This window comes from Moraxella equi, assembly GCF_002027555.1.
Taxonomy (GTDB): domain Bacteria; phylum Pseudomonadota; class Gammaproteobacteria; order Pseudomonadales; family Moraxellaceae; genus Moraxella; species Moraxella equi.
This window is the reverse complement of the sequence record NZ_MXAP01000125.1, coordinates 1-19,073: the sequence shown is the minus strand read 5'-3', so window position 1 is coordinate 19,073 and position 19,073 is coordinate 1. Positions and strand designations below refer to the sequence as shown.

The following is a 19,073-nucleotide window of genomic DNA, read 5'->3' as shown; positions in this document are numbered from 1 at the left end:
TGGCTATACGACATGATGGTCTTATACTATTTGATTCTATTCTTAGTTATTTTTATAAAAACAACGTTTTTTGAGATTTCTAGACCATATCGAACTTTATTAACAAAACAGGCTCTGATCCAAAAAGTATGCTACACCCACCCATGGTTGATATAATGAAACACCAAGTCAAATGCTTTAAGATGATTGCTTAGGTTTTTAGAGAAACAACACGTTTTTTCTAAATGCTCGCCTAGCAAAGGTTCTAAGCCTTGTGTTATTGCCTTCAATACCGACGGTAAGGCGTTTGCCCACTTGTTTGATAGAGTGCTTAAAAGCAACAAGAAAGCCATCCCAATCATCACAAGCAATTTTGTTAAAACTTATACCTAAACTCATCAATTTTGACCTTAACTGTTTGGCAGTAGCAAGGTTTCGTCTGCCCCATACATAGGCAACAATCTCACCTGTGTGTCTATCATACGCATAGATGAGCCAAACTTTGTTTTTCTTGTTGCCCACGTAAGTCCAAAACTCATCTATCTCTAAGGTATTGTAATGCTTTTGTCTTGGTTTGATTTGGTGGTTGTTGTTTGCAAGCACGCTAAGTACTTTACCCTTACTCACTTGTTCAAGTATCACAATGTCAGCAATACTACAACCACGAGCTAACATTAAGCGTATTTTGCCATCTATGTAAGATTGACAACCTTTGTAAGTAAGCTGTAAACGATGAACAAACTGTCTATGACAATCTTTGCAAAAATAGTTCTGCTTGCCATAGCTTTTTATGCCATTTTTCTTTATACTAACCGATAGGCAACTTGAGCAAGTAATGGTAATTTGTGTCTTCATAACCGTAAATTACCAACTTTTGTTCAAGTTGTCTTTTTAGTTTTTGTTACAGCATACTTTTTGGGCTGCTACCTTCCGTCTTTCTGTTTTTTTGGTAGTGGTCTAAAAGCATGCCCAACGAACTTGATATTTGTCATGGGCTTTGTAAGGATGTGCTGAGTATACCCTTTGATGGTGTTATTTTTTATAAAATGTACTTAGCAAGCCTCTGCATCCATATATTATTGAATTTGTGGTAATTTTAAAGTTCTGTGATTGTATATTAATTTGGATTTTTCATTTGCTTTGAGCCATATCTCTAGGTTGGAGGATTGTTATGGTTCGGCAAGTTTGTTGTGAGTGGTTTTTTAATTCTGGATTTTGCAGGAAATTCGCTTTTTGGATGGGTTGTAAAAACAAGATTGATACTTATTTAAAAAATTAGCCGCTTCATTTAAAATTAAGTGGTTAGACTGTTTTTTGTATGCAAAAGTTTGATGTGCATTAAAATCAAATCAGACAGTCATGCCAAAAAATGATAAAATAGGCTGATTTATTCATTTTCTTTTTATTAATGATATAGGAACTGCCATGACACTTACCGCCGACCAAGTCTTATTTGAAAAAGCCAAACGCCATATCCCGGGGGGTGTAAACTCGCCCGTGCGTGCCTTTGCAGGGGTGGGCGGTACGCCTGTGTTCGTGAGCCGTGCCAAGGGTGCGTATATGTACGACACCGAAGGGCGTGAATACATCGACTATGTGGGTTCGTGGGGGCCTATGATTTTGGGACATGCTCACCCCAAGGTCATCGATGCGGTAAAGCTCGCCTGTGATGACGGTTTGTCCTTTGGGGCTCCCACGCCATTTGAGACGACCATGGCGGATTTGATTGCCGATATTATTCCACACATTGAGCTCATTCGTATGGTCTCATCAGGCACAGAGGCAACCATGAGTGCCATTCGTCTGGCTCGTGGCTACACAGGGCGAGACAAGATTGTCAAATTTGAAGGGTGCTATCATGGGCATTCAGATAGCCTACTTGTCAAGGCAGGCTCTGGTATGCTGGACATTGGCGAGCCGACATCCAAGGGCGTGCCTGCTGATTTTGCCAAGCATACCGTAACCTTGCCTTATAATGATATTGATGCGTTGCGTTCTGCCTTTGACAAATTTGGCGATGAATTTGCCTGCGTGATTTTAGAGCCGATAGCAGGTAACATGAACATGGTTATCCCAAGCCAAGAATTTCATAACACCCTGCGTGAGCTTTGCACCAAGCACGGGGCGGTGTTGATTTTTGATGAAGTGATGACAGGCTTTCGTGTGGGACTGCGTGGAGCAAGCCACCATTTTGGCATTACCCCCGACCTTAGCACCTTTGGCAAAATCATCGGAGCTGGCTTGCCCGTGGGAGCATTTGGTGGTAAGCGTGAGATTATGGAATGTATCGCTCCTTTGGGCGGTGTGTACCAAGCAGGGACATTGTCTGGCAACCCCCTAGCCATGCGTGCGGGCAAGGCGATGTTTGATGAATTAACTCGTCCGAATTTTTATGAAGAATTGACCGCCAAAACTGCCAAGCTGGTAAACGGCTTACAAGCACTGGCGGGCAAACACGGCATAGATTTTGCAAGCTGTCATGTGGGTGGTATGTTTGGGCTGTTTTTTGCCAAAGAATTGCCCAAAAACTTTAATGACGTGGCATGCGCCGACACCAAACGCTTTAACCAGTTTTTCCATGCCATGCTAAAACAGGGCATATACCTTGCCCCGTCTGCCTTTGAGGCTGCCTTTATGTCCATCGCCCATACCGATGACGACATTGAGCGGACACTTGTGTGTGCAGATAAAGCATTTGGTGAGCTGATTGGTTGATTTTTTAAAATTGACTACCATATAATTTGATTGTATTACTAGGGCGTGCCTGCCCTTTATAACACTATTTACAATATAGAAATATTTTAGAAAAAAACTAATCGTTTTTGCATGAAAAATGGCTATCCGACCACTTATTTTTTAAAATTAAGTTAAAATCTTAAGATTTATCAGATTAAGTGGTCGGATGTTTTTCATAATAAAAACTTGCCTGATAGAAAACTCACAGCCTCAAGTTTTTTCCTTGAAAAACGTGCGATTTTTCTCATTTTTCATTGCAAATACAAAAGGCAGGCACGCCCTAATTAAAATTGCTGTTATAAAATATTTTGCCCTGTGCAATTTGGAAAAAACCATGCTAACAAAAGCCATTAGTGCTGTATTCGGCACCAAAAACGAACGTGAATTAAAGCGCATGCAAAGGCAGGTGGACAAGATTAACGCCCTTGAACCCACAATCTCAGCACTGTCTGATGATGAGCTACGCCAAAAAACCGATGAGTTTAAAAGCCGTCATGCCAATGGTGAGAGTCTTGATAAGCTCTTGCCCGAGGCGTTTGCCGTGTGCCGTGAAGCGTCCAAACGTGTGAACGGCATGAGACACTATGACGTCCAGCTCATCGGTGGCATGACCTTGCACGAGGGTAAGATTGCCGAGATGAAAACGGGCGAGGGTAAGACCCTAATGGCAACCCTTGCCATGTACTTAAACGCCATCAGTGGCAAGGGCGTGCATGTCGTAACCGTGAACGACTATCTGGCAGGGCGTGATGCTGAGCTAAACCGTGGGCTGTTTAGTTTCTTGGGGCTGACGGTGGGCGTGATTTATAGCCAACAGCCCCCCCATGAGAAATTTGATGCTTATCGTGCCGACATCACTTATGGCACTAATAACGAATACGGTTTTGATTATCTGCGTGATAACATGGTGTTTAGCAAAGATGAGAAAAAACAGCGTCCGCTCAATTACTGTATCATCGATGAGATTGACAGTATTTTGATTGATGAGGCTCGGACACCGCTCATCATCTCAGGGCAAGCCGAAGACTCGGCTCATCTGTATGCCTTGATTAATAACATCATTCCCCGCCTAAAAAAATCCGACAACGAAGAGGATAATAAAAACAACGTGGCGGAGGATTTTTGGATTGACGAAAAAAACCGTGCCATCGAGATTAGCGAAAAAGGCTACGAAAAAATCGAGCATTTTTTGGTGGAAGTGGGCGAATTGGGCGAAAACGAAAGCCTGTACAGCCCTGCTCGCTTGCCCCTACTGGCTCATGTGCAGGCGGCGATTAGGGCTCATCATCTGTTTATTAAAAACGTGCATTATATCATCTCTGATGATAATGAGATTGTCATTGTGGACGAAAACACGGGGCGTACCATGCCGGGCAGACGGTGGAGCGAGGGGCTACACCAAGCGGTAGAAGCCAAAGAGGGCGTGGAGATTCAAGCCGAAAACCAAACCATGGCAACCACCACCTTCCAAAACTATTTTCGTCTGTATGACAAGCTCTCTGGCATGACAGGGACAGCAGATACCGAAGCGGCGGAGTTTAAATCGACTTATGACATTGATGTGGTCATCATTCCCACACACCGTCCGATTGCTCGTGTGGATTTAAACGACCAGATTTTCTTATCTAAATTGGGCAAATATCAAGGCATTATCCGTGAGATTCGCCAAATCACTGCCAAAGGAGCCCCTGTACTGGTCGGTACGGCAACCATTGAGGCAAGTGAGGAGCTGTCGTATTTGCTTGACCAAGCTGGCATTAAACACAACGTCCTAAACGCCAAACAGCACGAACGAGAAGCCGAAATCATCGCCCAAGCAGGCAGACCGTCTGCGGTAACCATTGCCACCAACATGGCAGGGCGTGGTACGGATATTATCCTAGGTGGTAACTGGCAGGCGGAGATAGAGGATTTGGATGCACTCACCGATGCCCAAAAGAGCGAGTTACAAAGCCAATGGCAAGCTTGTAACGAAGTGGTCAAAGCGGCAGGGGGTCTGCACATCATCGGCTCTGAACGCCACGAATCACGCCGTATCGATAACCAGCTTCGTGGTCGTGCAGGGCGACAAGGCGACCCCGGTCAGTCTCGCTTTTTCTTGTCATTAGAAGATGACTTGATGCGGATTTTTGCAGGCGACCGTGTGGTGTCGATGATGCGTGCCATGGGGCTAAAAGAGGACGAAGCCATTGAACATAAAATGGTGTCTCGCTCGATTGAGAACGCACAGGGAAAGGTAGAAGCTCGTGATTTTGACGCTCGCAAAAGCCTGCTAAAATATGATGATGTCGCTAACGAACAGCGTAAGGTCATCTATGGACAGCGTGATGATTTGCTAGAAGAGGTTGATTTACAAGAGTCCATCAAAGCCATGCACCATGAGGTGTATAACGCCCTTATCACGCAGTTCGTGCCAGAGGGTTCGGTCGATGACCAGTGGAACATTGACGGGCTAGAAGATGAAATTGAGGACGCCTTTGGCTATTATATGCCGATTAATGATTGGCTAGATGCTGACCGCCGTCTTGATGAAGAGGGCTTGCGTGCTAAGATTATTGATTTTGCCATCGCCCATTATCAGAAAAAACGTGAGTCCATGGGCGAGCAAAACGCTGCCCGATTGGAGCGTGATTTTATGCTCCGTAACCTTGATCGCCATTGGAAAGAGCATTTGACCCAAATGGATCAGCTCCGTAAAGGCATTCATTTGCGTAGCTACGCCCAAAAGAATCCTGAGCAAGAGTACAAGCGTGAATCTTTTGATTTGTTCCAGTCCATGCTTGGGGCGATTAAATCAGACGTGGTGCAGGACTTGGCACGGGTGCATATCGCAACCCCAGAAGAGATTGCCCAAATGGAAGAAGAACGTCGCCGTCAAGCCGAGATGATGCGACTGCATTTTGAGCATAATGACATGGGGCTAGAAGGCGAGATTGTCACCGATGAGAGTCGCCCACGAGCCACCCAAAACGTTCAGCGTATCACGGTCAGTCTGGGCGGTGCGGCATCCATGCCGAACCTTTCGCCAAACGGTCATGTCAATACCAACGCCAATAACACTGGCACTGACACCAACCAAAGCATGGCAGATGTGAGCGATACCACAGCACCCCAAAGCATCGATGATGTCTTTATCTCTGCCAATATAAACCGTAATGCCCCCTGCCCCTGCGGTAGCGGCTTAAAGTATAAGCAATGCCATGGTAAGATTTAGCATTTAAAAACATAACCATCAAAAAAAGGGCGTCATGCCCTTTTTGTTTTAAACTCTCACTTGCCACGCATGTCAATTATCCATACTTCTGCTTGTGAGCATAAGCGAAACGGCACGCCCCAAAAGCCATAGCCTGATGAGACCACCACATGCGTGCCGTTGATTTTTTCGTGTCCATATGCCACGCGGTTGATGGCTTTGACGATAAAATTGGCAGGGAACACTTGTCCGTTGTGGGTATGCCCTGATACTTGTAGGTCTATGGGCAGTTGTACGTTTTGGTCAATCTGGCTCGGTCTATGATCAAGCAGTATCACAGGATAGTGAGTATCCACGCCACGCATGAGCTCGTGCGTGGGCAGACGATCGGCGTAATGGTCATCATATCGCCCGATAATCGTCATCGGCGTGTCATTGATAATAAACATCTGAGCGGTGTCATCAAGCAGTATCGCTCCGCTATCACGCACCGCTTGTACAATGGCATGGCGTTCTTTGGCGTTATACAGGTCATGATTGCCAAGGCTGGCGATGAGATTGCCATTGACTGATTTGACCAAATTGTCAAAAGCGGTGTGCATTTTTTCGCCATGATAAACGTGCGTGTCATCATCCATAATGTCACCCGGCATGAGCAGTACGTCTGCTTTTTCACGTTTTAAAATGTCTGCCAAACGGTTAAGCTGGCGACTGCCGACCAAATAACCCAAATGGGTGTCGCTTGCCACAGCGACCCTGACAGGATTCATCGGTTTGTCAATCTGCATGGATAGATGTCGCACCACAGGCGTGTAAGCATTATAAACGGACAAGCCAACCAATCCAATAAAGTTTGCCACGCCAAACACACGCACCATCACCCCATCTACCCCGCCCATGATAGTACCAAAAGATGAGATGTGTTTTATGGCAATCACAAGCAGTGTGGTCATGATAATGCTTAACACGCCAAGCCATAACACCGCCATATAACCTATACCAAAGCGGAACATGCCCACAAACAGCGTAACCAAAAACAAATGCGTGATGACAAACATACCCACAAACACCGCCGTTTTGGCATTGGGTAGATAAGGTTTGATAAGCCAAAATATGCCCTTTGCTCCGATGTAAGTAAACAGCTCAATGAGTAAAATCGTTGTGGCTAAAAAGAAAAGTCGTCTCATTGCCCCACCCCAAAAAACCCCGTCACCTGCCGACCGATAAAGCCCGTATCAAACGAGCGAGTGCGATAATCATAATCCAAAAACCCAATATGCCCACCATATCTGGTGTCCAATAGACGCACATCATCAGACACGTCCGAGCGTTCGGCGGTCAAACCCAAAAAGGGGTCATCTTGGGCTGTGATGATGAGCGTGGGTTTGTTGATGTGGATAAGAAAAGGCAAGGCAGACGACTGGCGATAATAGTCGTTTTTTGATCGAAAACCATGACGGGGAGCGGTAAAGACGTTGTCAAAATCGCCCAAACGTTTGGCGGATTTAAGAACATTCATCTCATCGGTGGTGAGATGGTTGTCTAGGGCTTTTTTAATGATGGGGTTTAGCAGGTATGGCGTGTAAATGTGTCGCCCCAAAAGTCGCTCCATAGCCACCGATGAGCTTGCCAAATCCACAGGAGCGGATACCACCACCGCACGCTGACAAATCACGTCTGTGCCATATTCGCCCATGTATTTGGCAAGGGCATTGCCCCCAAGAGACACGCCAACGGCATAGATGTGGGCAAATTCGTTTTGTAAATGGGTCAAATTATGATGAATCTCGCCAGTATCCCCTGCGTTATAAAACACCTTGCCTGAGACCGCCACACCGCCACACGAGCGAAAATGAGCGACCACAAAATGACAATTTGCCCCATGTACCGCAAAAGCGAGCGACTTGGCGTAATGGCTTTGGCTTGATCCTTCCATGCCGTGAAAAAGCACGATGAGCGGTTTTTGGTATTTGCCGTCTACCTTGACATCATCGGTCAAGAGATAATCAAACGCCACATCGCTTTCATTCAAAGAATCTTTGATGAGCTTGCGTGTATAATTGGGCGTGTATTTGACGACATAGCGGGGCAAAATGGTTTGTAGGTGGGGATTTTTTAGCCAAATGGGTGGGCGAAAGTTGGTATTTGTCATCATGTTAACAATGGTGAATTCATAAAATGGCTATTTTAGTACAAATGTAATGATTTTTCAATGTAAAATAAATTAAAGATTTGTATAAAATTAATTGCTTAATATCAATAACTTTGCAAATATATAATTGGTAAAATAACACGATATTCTTTTTGGGTATTTTTATCATACCATAAAACAATAAAGTTTATTTCACTATTAATAACACGATAACCCTTCTTTAAATATTTATCCAATGCAGGAATAAAATTTGACTTAGAAAACGCAAACAATTGTTTTTGATTATACAATACCCCAGAATTATTTGCAGGCAGTATATTGCCAGCATTTAAATATCTTTCAATGATTTCTTGATTATATTTAAAATTTCCCAAATTCACATCTTTATGGGTTAAATACAAGGCAAGTTCAGAATTTTGATATTCTCCTCCATTATAATACTCCATATCAATCAGATTATTATCACATAAACCAAAGATTTCCTGTTGGTTGCTCAAAATCGTCAAATCCGACTTAGCACGAGAAAAAGCCACATACAGCACACGTTTTTCATCGTCCGTTTGATATTTTGGATTATCTAAATATACAAAAATACGGTCATATTCTCGCCCTTTGGCTTTATGAATGGTAGAAACAAAAATCATACCTGCCTCTTCCTGATAAAAATCTTCTAGATTCGATTCTTTTAGAAATGTTTTCCAGTCAGATATATATTTATGCGTTGGATTAGCCAATTCAAAATCATTGATGATGTTGTTTAATAAAAATAGATTTTTGCTATTTTGAAAACGATTATTTGCTTCTTCTTTGGCATTTTGCCAAGTTTGTTCATCAATCGCAGATTGATACTCACCAATATTCAGATAATGCTCAAATAACCGTACTTCTAATAAATTTTGCATTTGAAAACCGTCATTGGTTTGCACCAATTTACACGGCAAGTTATTTTGGCGTAATTGCCCCAAAATGTCAATTGCTTCTTCATTGGTTTGAGTCAAAACACCAATGCTGCCACCTAATTTACTTTTTTGTTTCATTTGCTCTATTAAATAAGGCATTATATCGCCAGAAAATAGTACGCCTTTTATTTTGTCTTTGGGTGGATTGATAGCAATAATCTCTTCTTGTTTTAGGCGATTATTAATATTTTTGGCAAAATGATTGCAAAACTCCACAATGTGCTTTTGGCTTCTATAATTATGCGTTAAATAATGGCGTGTTGCTCCCATCGTGCATAACCGCCCCATATAATCAGGACTTGCCCCCATAAAAGTATAAATGGTCTGGTCATCATCACCCACCGCAATCACTCGCATTTCTTCATTTTTTGCCATTAAAGTTTGAATTAACTCAAATTGGATTTGATTCATATCTTGGGCTTCATCAATAACCAACACTAACTTGGCAATACGACTTTCTTCTACTTCGCCCTTGTTAATTTTATCAATCGCTTGTTCAATAATTTTATCGGCGTCTTTTAAATCGCCAACCCGTCCCAATAAATCAAAACAATAAGAATGAAAAGTCTTTATTTCAATAAACCGTCCTGCATTACCCAAAAGTTCCACCAAACGGGATTTAAATTCTATGGCAGCGGCACGAGAAAAGGTGAGCATCAATAATTGCTCGTGTTTAATGTCTTCCATTTGATAAAGACTTGCCAATTTATGCACCAGCACCCGTGTTTTTCCACTGCCTGCGGTCGCAAAGACCACCATATGCTGACTTTGATTGTCATTAATAATGGCTAATTGCTCGCTTGATAAATTGCCAAACCAATCATTAAAGCGTTTTTCGGTCATATTTTTGCTTAATACATCACTGTTTTTAAAATAGGCTTTTAAAAACTTTTGATAATCTTGACTAAAATAATCATTAACGAGTTTTAGGGCGGATTCTTGATTTTCGGTCATTAAATTGGCGTATTTGCCCACAATATGAATTTGCTCACGGCGAGTTTCATAATAATGATAGAGTTTTTTATAATCGTCTTTGGTGTATTGTTTGCGATTATCCATTTCTAGGCGTGTTAAATGTAGGCGTTGATAAATCACCAAAAAACCGCCGTCAATTTTAATCAAACCCATTCTGGCAATATAAAATAAAGCATCTTCCAAATCATCAAAACTAATTTTTGATTTTTGACTGTTATAAAAAGCCGATTGTAATTCTCCTAATGAAAAATCAACAGGCAAAGTCTCATTACTTTTATCGCCATTTTTATCGCTTTTTTCTTTATTTTGTGCTTGTGCCAGTTGATATAAATAATCTGCAAGCCAAATGGCTTTTTCTTTTTTATTTTGTATAAAAGCTAAAATGTCGTCATAAGAATGATTGATTTGATAATTAAGTTCTTGATAGTTCTCTTCTGCTCGTTTTATCCAATTTTTGATTTTCCAAAAAGTGAGTAAAGATTTAATGGTTTTTGGGTTTATCTTATCATGATGATATTGATTGGCAAATTGATGATTAAGTGCTTTTAAGGTGGTGCATAACACGCCTTCGCCCAATTTAAATTGCTCCAATAACAAAAGCTCAATGTCATACAATTCATTAATTTTATTAACAATCGGATAACTTCGGCTGTTTTTTGGAATATAGGCTTGCAAATCCTGCTGGTCGGCTAAGATTTCTTCTTTTCTCATTAAAGTAATGAGTTTGACAACTTTTTCGGTTTGTAATCCCAAAACATCGGCAATATAATCCACACGAGATTCGGCTTGTTCATCGGTTAATTGCCTTTGACTTCTTTGTGAAAAGAGTTTTTTGATAATACGAATGGCGGTTTGTTTATTATCAAAAGCAATTAAAGTAGAATTGTTGATTTTTTCAATGGCGGTTTGGGCATTGGGCGACAAAATACTATTGGCAAAAACCTTTGGCATATTTTGCCCACGCTTAACATAACCAGATTCTTCTAGGGCATTAATCGCGGTGGTAACACGAGTTTCTATGTCATTAATTTCATCATTCCACCCTGCTTGGCGGGCGATTTCTAGGGCGGAAATGGACATTGCTTTATTTTTGGCAAACTTTTCTTTTAAGGCACGCCATATTTGCCCGATTTCTTTTTGTGATATCTTGGTTTGATTTAATAAAATAAAATGCTTATCCAAATCATCATTGGAAAATAACACATAGCATTTGGCTTGTATATTTTCATCTCGTCCTGCACGTCCTGCTTCTTGCACATAATTTTCCAAAGAATCGGATATTTCAAAATGCACCACCAAGCCCACATCTTTTTTGTCTACGCCCATTCCAAACGCAGAAGTTGCCACCATTATTTGCGTTTCGCCCGTGATAAAGCTATTTTGATTAAATATCTTTAATTCGCTGTCCATTTTGCCGTGATAGGGCAAGGCATTAAATCCGTCTTGGGATAATTGCGTGGCAATGTCTGCGGTTTTTTTGGTACGAGAAACATAAATAATCGTTGGACAGTCATAAATTTGAATCAGTTCTCGCAGTGTTTGGTATTTTTGTTCTTCATTATTTTGGGGAATGACTTGATATTGCAAATTTTTTCTTTCAACACTTGCCGAAAATAATTTTAATTCCAAATCCAATTGTTCTTTAAAATAGTGTTTGATATCAAGAATGACTTGTGGTTTTGCAGTGGCGGTAAAACAAGACACAGGAATATTGAGCCCAACCATTTTTTGGCTTTGAATGCGGTTAATAAATTCGCCAATGTACAAATAATCCACCCGAAAATCTTGCCCCCACGCCGAAAAACAGTGAGCTTCGTCAATGACAAAACGAGCAACCGTACGACTGGCAATTAAATTTTCAATGGTGCGAGAACGCAAACTTTCAGGCGAAATGTATAATAAACTTGCCGTGCCGTCTTTAATACGAGTAATGGCTTTTTGGCGTTCTATGGGGTCAAGCAGTCCATTAATGGTAACTGCTTCGGTAATGCCACGACTTTCTAAATTGTCCACTTGGTCTTTCATTAAAGATTGCAAAGGCGAAATAATAACCGTCAAGCCTTTTTTATTTTCTCCAGCCATTAATGCAGGAATTTGAAAAGTAATGGACTTTCCGCCCCCTGTGGGAAATACCGCCAATAAAGACTCACCATTAATGGCAGACTGTACTGCCTGTGCTTGTAACGGCTTATCATCATAACTTCTAAAATCATCATAACCAAAATATTTACCCAGTGCTTTTTTGGCATTTAATTTATCATCACAATAAACACAGGGTTTATGACAAGGCGTGGCACGAAGTTCATGAAAAATATACTCAATTTCTGGGTGTTTATATAACACCCAGCTCGGGCTAATAGAATGGCGTTCATCACAATCAATAAGTGCCAAAACATAACACAGTCCAATCGGATATTTTTGAACAAATTCATTCAAGATGGAATGCTCGCAAATTTTATATTGAAAGTGATTTTTAATGAGCGTAACGATTGATGAGCAGTCTTGATTGAAATTAACAATTTTAAAAAATGGTGCAAACCCTGCTTTATCTTTCAATAACTGATAAAAGATGATTTTTAAATTTTCTGATAATTGATTAAAAGCATTAATTTCTTGTTCTAAAAGCTCTTTGGTAATCATACAATCATTTAAAGGATTGTTGGAGTTTTCAAAATCCGTTTTATAGTCTTTATTTAGGGCGTGATACGGTCTTTTTGGAAATAATAAGGCAGACAAATAGAGCGTATCAATAATGTCTGTGGCATTTTTATTAATACTTTGCAAATCCGATTGAATATAAGTATAATCGTGATTTAAAAAATTATGCCCACAGATAAAATCTGCGTCTTTTATTTGGCTGATAATCTCACTAATTTTGGCAGTATGTAGATTTTTATCGGCAAAAACCGCCCCAATGTCCATAATCTTTTTGGTATGGGTGTCAATTTCTAGGTCAAGGTAGGCAATGTAAGGCATGGGGTTTGGGTGCTGATGAATTTGGTTTAGTTTATAAAATTTTTGGGTAAAAATCCAGTCATCAGCACTTTTCTATCCATGTATGTTAATTGGCAATCCGTATCACAAACCACACCCCCACACCCCCAATCGTGAGCTTGATTTGTGAGCCGTCTGTCAGACCCTGTGGGAGTGTGGTGCGAACGGTGCGACCTTGATGGGTAAAGGTGATTTGTCCGCCCTGCTGACTAAGCTCCCTACTGATGACGAGCGTGGGTGGGGTGTCTTTGGGGGGTCTGCTTGCTTCTTTGGCGGTTTGGGTGATGATGGTTTGGGCTTTGGCAAATAGGGCCTTGGCATTTTTAAAAATGCCCTTATCTGCTTGCCAATCTCTTTGTAATTCGTGGATACGTTTTTCGGCAAAGTTGGCAAATCTTTGGGCGTTTGTTTCAAATTTTTGTAAATTTGCCATGATGGTGGGTGATTTTTGGAGTTCTTGGTTGATTTTTTGGGTCAATTTGCCCACCACGCTAAAATAGACAGCGTGATACATGTCATATTCGGCACGTTTTTTGGGGTCTTTTAGGGTGGCGTAGGCTTCGTTTATTAGCACGATTTGTCCGCCTTCGCCTGCACGGTCGGGGTGGTGGCGTTTGGCAAGCTGGCGGTAGGTGTGCTTGATGTCGTCCGTGCTGGCGGATTTTGGCACGCCTAAAATGGCATAATAATCGTGTTTGGGGGGCTGTTTTTTCACGACAGGGCATTCTCCAACGTTTCAAGTTCGTCCATTTTTAACAGTAAATTTTCTTCAATGTCCGCCACTTGTTTTTGCAATTCGCTTTGTTTGGTGAGCAGATTTAGTAACTTATCCTTTTTGTCATCATCGTACAGACTTTGGTCGGATAAGGCGTGTTCAATCTCGCCAAGCTCATTTGTCAGTTTGTCCAACTGTTTTTCTAATTTTTCAATCTCTTTACGAAGTGGAGCGGTTTTTTGGCGGTTTTCGGCATTTTTTTTGCGAATTTCTTCTTTGGACAAGGCAGGTTTGTCGCTGACGGTTGTGGTGGTGTCGGTTTTGTTTTCTTTGATTTCTGCCTTATTTTGAGCGACTTTGGCAAGGCGAGCCTGTCTTAAATGCTCAGCATAGTCCGCCATGTCGCCCGTGAACTCGTCCGCTCGTCCGCCCGCCACGAGCATGAGATTGTCGCAGACATTCATCACCAAATCCCTATCGTGCGAGACTAGGATTAACGCCCCGTCATAGTTTTGTAGGGCGAGCATGAGAGCGTTACGCATGGATAGGTCAAGGTGGTTGGTTGGCTCGTCCAGCACCAGCACGTTGGGGCGTTCCCAGACGATGAGAGCGAGCGTGAGCCGTGCCTTTTCACCCCCAGAAAACAGACGGCAAGACGTGTCAATTTTATCGCCTTTAAAATTAAAACTGCCTAAAAACGCCCGCAAATCCGTGTCCGATGTCGTGCCAGCCAGCCGTCTTAGTAAAATGAGCGGGGTGGCAGATTCGTCCAATGCGTCCATTTGGTGCTGGTTAAAATAGCCAAGCATGAGATTATCAGACGCTCGGTGCGTGCCTGAAAGTAGCGGTAAATCGCCCACAAGTGCCTTAATCAGTGTACTTTTGCCTGCCCCATTTGCCCCAAGTACGCCAAGCCGTGTGTCGGGCGTGATTTGCAAATTGACCTTATTTATCAAGGGCTTATCATAGCCGATAGACGCATTATCTAGGCTGATGAGCGGTGATGATAAGGCGGTAGGCGGATAAAACGCAAAACTAAACTCACTGTCCGCCATGACGGGAGTGATGTCGGTCATGTTGGCAAGCTGTTTGACACGGCTTTGGGCTTGTTTGGCTTTGGTGGCTTTTACCCCAAAACGGCGAATGAAGTTTTCAAGGTGAGCCTTAATCGCTTCTTGGCGTTCAAAGGCTTGTTGCTGTTGGGCTAGGCGTTCGGCACGCGTGCGGATAAATTGGCTATAATTACCCGTGTACAGGGTGATTTTGCCGTGTTCGATGTGGGCGATGTGCGTGCAAATCGTGTCCATAAAGGCTTGGTCGTGGCTGATGACGATGATGAGACCGCCAAATTTGCCAAGCCAATCTTCGAGCCATAAAATCGCGTCCAAATCCAAATGGTTGGTCGGCTCATCAAGGAGTAGTACGTCCGCTCGGTGCATGAGCGTGCGAGCTAGGTTCAACCGCATTCGCCAACCCCCCGAGAACTCACGCACCTGCCTGTCATGTTCATGCTCGCCAAATCCTAGCCCTGACAAAATCTGACTTGCCTTAGACGGCGTGCGGTAGCCGTCTATCTCATCAAACCTTTGGTAAATGGGGGCGATGTCATGCTCGGATAGGGCGGATTGGTTTTGGATTTTGTCGTTAAGACGATACCACTCATCATCGCCTGATAGCACATAGTCTAGGGCACTCTGCTCGCTGGCGTGGACTTCTTGTGCCATGTGAGCAATCTGCCAATCCTTTGGCATGGACACACTGCCCACGTCCGTGCCATGCTCGCCTAAGAGTGTGGCGAACAGCGTGGATTTGCCTGTGCCGTTGTTGCCAGTGAGACCTATGGTTTGACCTTGATGAAGTTGTAGGCTGACCCCGCTAAACAGCAGGCGACCGTCTCGGCGGACGGCGACTTGGGAGAGTTCTATCATGGTTTTTTGTGTAAATTATAAAAATTATCCATTATACCTTGTATCGCTAAAATTTGGGCTTATTATGGTATAATTATCCCTAAGAATTGTAAAAATTTTAAAAAGAGAAAAACCATGCAAAACGTCATGACCCTAACCGACAACGCCGCCAAAAAATTACAAAAACTAAAAGATGCCGAAGGCAATCATGAGCTCATGCTTCGGGTCTATGTCACAGGCGGTGGCTGTTCGGGTTTCTCCTACGGCTTTGATTTTGCCGATGAGCTAGACGATGACGATGCCACCTTTGACAATGGCGATGCCACGCTCGTGGTGGACAGTCTTAGCTATCAGTATCTACACGGCTCAACGATTGACTACATCGAAGGGCTTGAAGGCTCTCGCTTTGTCGTGGACAACCCCAACGCCACGACCACCTGTGGCTGTGGGTCGTCTTTTTCGATTTAAAGTTTGGGGCTTATCCAATCAACCTTGCCTTATGACAAGGGATGATTGGTGTGACTGATTACATAGTCTTTGTCAATGCGAGTGATTTTAAATTTACCAACAAATAATAGGGTGTGTTGAACATTGATAACATTTTATAAAAATGAGATAAAACTTATTGTTTTGTCAATTTTTGCATGAAAAATGGCTAAATCTTGTTTTTCATTGCAAATACCAATATTCAACACGCCCAAAAGTATTTGAGATTTCATGTAAGCATTTTAAACGCTTTAAACTTGAAACACCCAAATTTGCCAAGCAACCAAACCGTCTTAATGACGGTTTTTTTATGACTATTGTTTATATATAACTTTATTATATAGGTTTTGTGCCAAAAAGTTTGTTTTTCTTACTAAGTTGTGATTTAATAGCCGTGCTGAATAATAGCATTTTTTATTTATCACCTAAACACTTGATAAAGTTGGATTTTATTGAGTTTTTTAAAAGGAAGGATTATGCAAGAAAAAGCAACATCTTCTCGCATGCAGAGATTTTTAAAGGGCGTAGAGTGGCTTGGCAATTTGTTGCCACACCCTGCCATTTTATTTGTATGGATGTCGGCTATCCTGTTTGTGTTGTCGGCAATCATGTCGATGATGGGCGTATCGGTGGCTGACCCACGCCCAGAAGGGGCAAAGGGGCGTAGTGAAGACGGCATGATTTATGTTGTCAATCTCTTAAATGGTGATGGGCTTGCCAAGATTGTTGAGAATCTTGTGTCCAATTTCACAGGCTTTGTGCCACTGGGAACGGTACTTGTTGCCCTGCTCGGGGTGGGTATTGCTGAGCGGTCGGGCATGATTTCGGCAGCTCTTCGGGGGCTTGTCATGAATGCTCCGCCAAAGATGGTGACTTTTGTGGTGGTCTTTGCAGGTATTATGTCAAACACCGCTGCTGAGCTTGGCTATGTGGTGCTAATTCCTCTGGCGGCGATGATTTTTCATTCGTTGGGCAGACATCCGCTGGCAGGACTTGCCGCTGCCTTTGCAGGCGTGTCGGGTGGTTATAGTGCCAACTTATTGCTTGGTACGGTTGACCCACTACTGTCGGGTATTAGCCAAGAAGCGGCACGCATCATTGACCCTGACTATGTCGTGGGAGCAGAAGCCAACTGGTATTTTATGGCGGCAAGTACGTTTTTGGTGAGTGGTATTGGCTACTTTGTCACCGAAAAAATCGTGGAGCCATCACTGGGTAAATACAACCCTGATGACGCCGATGACCCAAGCGTGCTTGATAGCAAGGTGGAGCGACTGACCGCCTTAGAAAAGAAGGGACTGGTTTGGTCGGGCGTGTCCATGCTGATTTTTTGTTTGCTACTGGCATGGACGATTGTGCCTGCAGACGGGATTTTAAGACATCCTGAGACAGGGCTTGTGGCAGGCTCGCCATTTTTGCATGGGATTGTGGTGTTTATCTTTGTGTTCTTTGCCATTCCAGGGATTGTGTATGGTAAGATTACAGGCACCATCAAGAGCAATGATGACGTGGTGGATGCCATGAGTGCTGCCATGAGTTCGCTCAGTATGTACATCGTGCTGGTGTTTTTTGCTGCCCAGTTTACCGCCTTTTTTAATTGGTCAAACATCGGTTCGGTCATGGCGGTATCGGGAGCGAATTTCCTAAATGACATCGGACTGACAGGACCTTTGTTGCTCGTGGGCTTTATTTTGATTTGTGCTTTTGTCAATCTTATGCTCGGCTCGGCATCAGCTCAATGGGCGATTACCGCACCGATTTTTGTACCCATGCTCATGCTGACAGGCTATGCCCCAGAGATGATTCAGGCGGCGTATCGTATCGGTGATAGTAGCACCAACATCATCACACCGATGATGAGCTACTTTGGGCTTATCATGGCGGTGGCGATTCGTTACAAAAAAGACACAGGGGTCGGCACGCTCATGTCGCTCATGATTCCGTACTCGCTCTTGTTCTTGGTGGGGTGGACGGCACTCTTTTGTATTTGGGTGTTTGCCTTGGGCTTGCCCGTGGGACCAGGGGCTGCGACTTATTATACACCTTAATCTTGCCAGATAATAAAAATCCCTTGTTTGATGACAGGGGTTTTTTAAAGTGGCTTACCAAGCCATTTACCAAACCGATTTGCTAAATCATCTAAAATCAGTTTGGTTCGTTGGGGGATGTTTTTGCAAAATATGCTGAGCAAAAGTGTGTAGGGGTGATGATGGTGTCAATTTTTATGGTGTATGGCGATGGATTTGGCAGGGGTTTTTGATGGTTTTTTAAAATTTATCACAAAAATTTAAAAAACCCCTTGCATTTTTGCCAAACTTTGCTATAATCATCGCCCACAGCTTTTGACAAATTTGTCAATCAAAATGGTGACGTGGGTGAGTGGCTGAAACCACATCCCTGCTAAGGATGCATACGGGAAACTGTATCGAGGGTTCGAATCCCTCCGTCACCGCCATTTATTTTAAAAAATAAATAAAAAGGCTTGACATACTAAATTTTTAGTGTATAATAGCCGACCACAACGAGTGGTAAAGATTGATAATCACATCAGTTGTACTGCACCCGTAGCTCAGTTGGATAGAGCACTTGGCTACGAACTAAGGGGTCGGGAGTTCGAATCTCTCCGGGTGCGCCATATACCAAACACCAAAACTTGATTAAGTTTTGGTGTTTTTGTTTGTGTGGGTTTATCAAATGGGTTTTATGAAAATAATTCGATGGCTCAACATGGCATAAATTTAGGTTTGGCTTAATTGTTAAATTACAGTATCAAAAATTTAAAATTACCACAAATTCACAATGTATAGATGTAGGGGCTGGCTTTGCAAGCCTTTAAAGATGGCGTGTTTAACACGCCTCTACTAGTCTGTGGCAAATATTAAGCTCGTTAAGCATAAGTCGTCAAATAGCCATTTTATGTAAAACGGATGAAAGCGTGACATTTTGTCAAACGCCAATAAAATATACCAACCGAACC

General features: G+C 42.7%; 10 protein-coding genes and 2 tRNA genes. 6 read left to right on the top strand and 6 right to left on the bottom strand.

The window, feature by feature from the left end:
* Positions 1-131: 131 nt before the first annotated feature.
* A protein-coding gene (locus tag B5J93_RS11345) for an IS1 family transposase (protein WP_420811412.1) occupies positions 132-834 on the bottom strand; the annotation gives its coding sequence in 2 pieces (ribosomal slippage) (positions 132-218 and positions 220-834; 702 coding nt in all).
* 570 nt (positions 835-1,404) lie between these two features.
* Here B5J93_RS11345 and hemL point away from each other — a divergent pair.
* A complete protein-coding gene (gene hemL, locus B5J93_RS11340; RefSeq protein ID WP_079326478.1) occupies positions 1,405-2,694 on the top strand; it encodes a glutamate-1-semialdehyde 2,1-aminomutase in 1,290 nt (429 codons plus the stop codon).
* Positions 2,695-3,049: 355 nt separating this feature from the next.
* Complete coding sequence (gene secA / locus B5J93_RS11335) at positions 3,050-5,929, top strand: preprotein translocase subunit SecA (protein ID WP_079326479.1); 2,880 nt, start codon at positions 3,050-3,052, stop codon at positions 5,927-5,929.
* Between the two features lie 56 nt (positions 5,930-5,985).
* Here secA and B5J93_RS11330 read toward each other — a convergent pair whose 3' ends face one another.
* The 5 genes from B5J93_RS11330 to B5J93_RS11310 all read right to left on the bottom strand — a co-directional run bounded on the left by B5J93_RS11330 (position 5,986) and on the right by B5J93_RS11310 (position 15,631).
* Positions 5,986-7,095, bottom strand: a complete 1,110-nt coding sequence (locus B5J93_RS11330; protein ID WP_079326477.1) for a metallophosphoesterase — start codon at positions 7,093-7,095, stop codon at positions 5,986-5,988.
* Complete coding sequence (locus B5J93_RS11325; protein WP_420811413.1) at positions 7,092-8,072, bottom strand: YheT family hydrolase; 981 nt, start codon at positions 8,070-8,072, stop codon at positions 7,092-7,094. Before B5J93_RS11325 ends, B5J93_RS11330 begins: the two co-directional genes overlap by 4 nt.
* Positions 8,073-8,164: 92 nt before the next feature.
* Positions 8,165-12,970, bottom strand: coding sequence for a RecQ family ATP-dependent DNA helicase (locus B5J93_RS11320; RefSeq protein WP_079326475.1), 4,806 nt, complete (start codon positions 12,968-12,970; stop codon positions 8,165-8,167).
* A gap of 85 nt (positions 12,971-13,055) precedes the next feature.
* Positions 13,056-13,703, bottom strand: coding sequence for a J domain-containing protein (locus B5J93_RS11315; RefSeq protein ID WP_079326474.1), 648 nt, complete (start codon positions 13,701-13,703; stop codon positions 13,056-13,058).
* Complete coding sequence (locus B5J93_RS11310; protein WP_079326473.1) at positions 13,700-15,631, bottom strand: ABC-F family ATP-binding cassette domain-containing protein; 1,932 nt, start codon at positions 15,629-15,631, stop codon at positions 13,700-13,702. The genes B5J93_RS11315 and B5J93_RS11310 overlap by 4 nt, the downstream gene beginning before the upstream one ends.
* Positions 15,632-15,745: 114 nt before the next feature.
* Here B5J93_RS11310 and erpA point away from each other — a divergent pair, with 114 nt between their 5' ends.
* The 4 genes from erpA (at position 15,746) to B5J93_RS11290 (ending at position 18,731) form a co-directional block, all read left to right on the top strand.
* Complete coding sequence (gene erpA, locus B5J93_RS11305) at positions 15,746-16,078, top strand: iron-sulfur cluster insertion protein ErpA (RefSeq protein WP_062500809.1); 333 nt, start codon at positions 15,746-15,748, stop codon at positions 16,076-16,078.
* 494 nt (positions 16,079-16,572) lie between these two features.
* Entirely contained in the window at positions 16,573-18,144 is a 1,572-nt protein-coding gene (locus tag B5J93_RS11300) for an AbgT family transporter (RefSeq protein WP_079326472.1), read from the top strand.
* 317 nt (positions 18,145-18,461) lie between these two features.
* Positions 18,462-18,551 (top strand) — tRNA-Ser (locus B5J93_RS11295).
* A gap of 103 nt (positions 18,552-18,654) precedes the next feature.
* Positions 18,655-18,731: transfer RNA gene (locus B5J93_RS11290), tRNA-Arg, on the top strand.
* Positions 18,732-19,073: the final 342 nt, after the last annotated feature.

Excerpts from the sequence above, each read along its gene's own strand:
- hemL (WP_079326478.1), top strand. The coding sequence starts at position 1,405 with ATGACACTTACCGCCGACCAAGTCTTATTTGAAAAAGCCAAACGCCAT.
- secA (WP_079326479.1), top strand. The coding sequence starts at position 3,050 with ATGCTAACAAAAGCCATTAGTGCTGTATTCGGCACCAAAAACGAACGT.
- B5J93_RS11330 (WP_079326477.1), bottom strand. The coding sequence starts at position 7,095 with ATGAGACGACTTTTCTTTTTAGCCACAACGATTTTACTCATTGAGCTG.
- B5J93_RS11320 (WP_079326475.1), bottom strand. The coding sequence starts at position 12,970 with ATGCCTTACATTGCCTACCTTGACCTAGAAATTGACACCCATACCAAA.
- B5J93_RS11310 (WP_079326473.1), bottom strand. The coding sequence starts at position 15,631 with ATGATAGAACTCTCCCAAGTCGCCGTCCGCCGAGACGGTCGCCTGCTG.
- erpA (WP_062500809.1), top strand. The coding sequence starts at position 15,746 with ATGCAAAACGTCATGACCCTAACCGACAACGCCGCCAAAAAATTACAA.
- B5J93_RS11300 (WP_079326472.1), top strand. The coding sequence starts at position 16,573 with ATGCAAGAAAAAGCAACATCTTCTCGCATGCAGAGATTTTTAAAGGGC.